This is a genomic window from Cytobacillus oceanisediminis (genome assembly GCF_007830235.1).
Taxonomy (GTDB): domain Bacteria; phylum Bacillota; class Bacilli; order Bacillales; family Cytobacillaceae; genus Cytobacillus; species Cytobacillus oceanisediminis.
The window spans coordinates 1-2247 of record NZ_VLKI01000046.1; the positions used below are offsets into that span (position 1 = coordinate 1).

General features: G+C 33.2%; 3 protein-coding genes. All 3 read right to left on the bottom strand.

The genetic code is table 11. The features are described 5' to 3' along the window. Positions 1-141: 141 nt before the first annotated feature. Positions 142-969: a nuclease-related domain-containing protein gene (locus IQ19_RS27575; protein ID WP_144547017.1), complete on the bottom strand. Its 828-nt coding sequence runs from the start codon at positions 967-969 to the stop codon at positions 142-144. Between the two features lie 326 nt (positions 970-1295). Further along, positions 1296-1679: a DUF3139 domain-containing protein gene (locus tag IQ19_RS27580; protein WP_144547020.1), complete on the bottom strand. Its 384-nt coding sequence runs from the start codon at positions 1677-1679 to the stop codon at positions 1296-1298. Between the two features lie 105 nt (positions 1680-1784). Beyond that, positions 1785-2000, bottom strand: coding sequence for a DUF6366 family protein (locus IQ19_RS27585; protein WP_144547023.1), 216 nt, complete (start codon positions 1998-2000; stop codon positions 1785-1787). Between the last annotated feature and the right edge of the window lie 247 nt (positions 2001-2247).

The window sequence follows — 2247 nt, forward strand, 5'->3', positions numbered from 1 at the left end:
ACTTTTCAAAAATTGGAAAATGAGAGTTCTGCTTAAGGTCGGTCTTTTTTATCTTAATTGGACCCTTGACTTATTTGCCATTATACGCTGACCCCGGATACCCTTTATATAAAAGCCGACTATTTTTTTAGATTAACCGTCTTAATGGACAGTTTTTTGATGATCATAACAATAGATTTTACCGTTGAATTTTTTATTCGCTAAACAGTATGTTTTAACTTTATCTGAGACATGTTTATTACAAACTGAACAAGTAGAACCTGAGCTAGTCTTTTCTTCTGAAGGAATTGTTTTTACTGCACTCTTATGTTCTTCTCTAATTTTTGGGTCAGTAATATTAGCCCTTGAAAAGGCATTATAAATTGTCGAGATCTCACTTTCTGTTAGGAGAGGTTCTTTGTGAAGAATCTTCAATACCGATACCTTCCGATGGATAAACGCTGACAACTCGGTGTCATATACTATTATTTCATTGGATGCTATTTTGCGGTAATCTAAGTCTACTTTAAATGTACATCGTTTTGTAAAAGAAACCATGGAAATAAATAAATCATGGTACTTTTCATCAATAAATGATGTTAATGCTTTTATGTGCCCGTAGTTTTGTACAAAAGGGTTCATCATTTTAAACTTCCCGTTAACCAGCCATGTTTTTCGGTCTTTCCCGCCATAAATGGTCCCTTGATAGTTCTTTGTTTCAATGGTAAAGATACCGTATGGAGTTAAAACTATATGATCAATTTGTGAATATCCTGACCTTGCATTCGGGTTTTTTACGAGAAGATCACTTAAGTAACGACATTCCTTTGGCAACTGATCAAGTTGAATATCAATCTTGTATTCTCCTATTTCACCTTTTCTAGTAGCAACATGTTCGTTCGTATTTTTGGATTTTGATACGGCAGCATTAGCTTGTTTAGGTTTGGCCTCGTTCTTTTTCTTCTTTAAAAAATTAAGGAATAATAGCATGATCTTCTCCTTGATCGTTTGATTACTATTATTGTAACTGTTTATGGAAATGTTAACCATGACTTATTCTTGATGTTATAGAATGATAGGGTATATAAATCCCTTGTGTCTGGCCAGTGTGCCTGGCCCACATATTTAAGAAAATCAGAAAATCGGTCCTCCACACACATTTAGCATAAGAAGGCGAATAGAAGTGCTGATCCCAATATTCAATATAAAAAAAGCCGGCGAATTTAACAGCTGACTCTCTAGCATAATTAACTTTTCCTTCCGAATTGCAATAAAATTATTAGAAAAAACCTTACCAAAAGGTTGGATTAACAAAATTACCGTTCAATAACTTCTATAATTTTATCTCCATTAAAATAAATATCATACAAAGGGTATTTAGCTTGTTTATTAGCTAAATCTAGGGACATATTTTTATACATAGCAAAAACTCTTACTTTATTTTCTGATCTAGTATATTCATAGTCATATGTGATTTCCGGATCATCTTTATATATGGTTCGTTGATACCAACACCCATTTTTATAGTCATATAAATCTACAAGTATGTCCCTATTTTCTATAGATGCTCCTTGAAACTCGATTACTTGTGCTATTCTTTCATCAGCCTGTTTTTCATAATGTATAAAGTTTAGTTTAAATCCTACCCAGGCAAGTATAATAAGACAAAATGAGAATATAATTATTAAAAACCTTTTCATTCCCCTCCACCCCTTCGGTGTAAAATTACACTATGAAGTATATTGCAAAAAATGGATATAGGCAAACATTTTTTTATAAAGCAATATAGATAATTCCTACTCATCTTACTTGAAGAAGAATGATGCAACTATAAATCCTATTATGATTACTAGAATAAGTATTCCAGTACCTTTCCAACCCAGACTGCCTACTAAATCCACAAGACTTCCGCTGTTTGCTCTATTAAAGGCATCGTTCATATTACCCGTTGGATTTTTTTTCAATTCTTCTTGTCTCAATCTCTCTCTTCTTCTTTCAGGAGTTTCTTTATTTTCACTCATTTGAACACCTCCAAAAATTCGAACATTTAATTTTTCGTTTCTTCTTTAACAATCCTGCCCAACTCTTGAATAAAGGTAAAGCTGAAGAATGTTGATCTTCCGCTCTCGCGCCCTATCGCTGAAGATAGTTATAATAGGTAAGCACCCGTTCGTGTGTATTTGGCAAGCAAAAAATGCATGAAACGGCAGTTAATAATGTAGCCACCTGCCAACAGTATATCTAGTTCTGTAATATAGACTCTTTATA

Bases quoted from the DNA above. Each gene is read 5' to 3' on its own strand.
- IQ19_RS27580 (WP_144547020.1), bottom strand. From the start codon at position 1,679: ATGAAAAGGTTTTTAATAATTATATTCTCATTTTGTCTTATTATACTT.
- IQ19_RS27575 (WP_144547017.1), bottom strand. From the start codon at position 969: ATGCTATTATTCCTTAATTTTTTAAAGAAGAAAAAGAACGAGGCCAAA.
- IQ19_RS27585 (WP_144547023.1), bottom strand. From the start codon at position 2,000: ATGAGTGAAAATAAAGAAACTCCTGAAAGAAGAAGAGAGAGATTGAGA.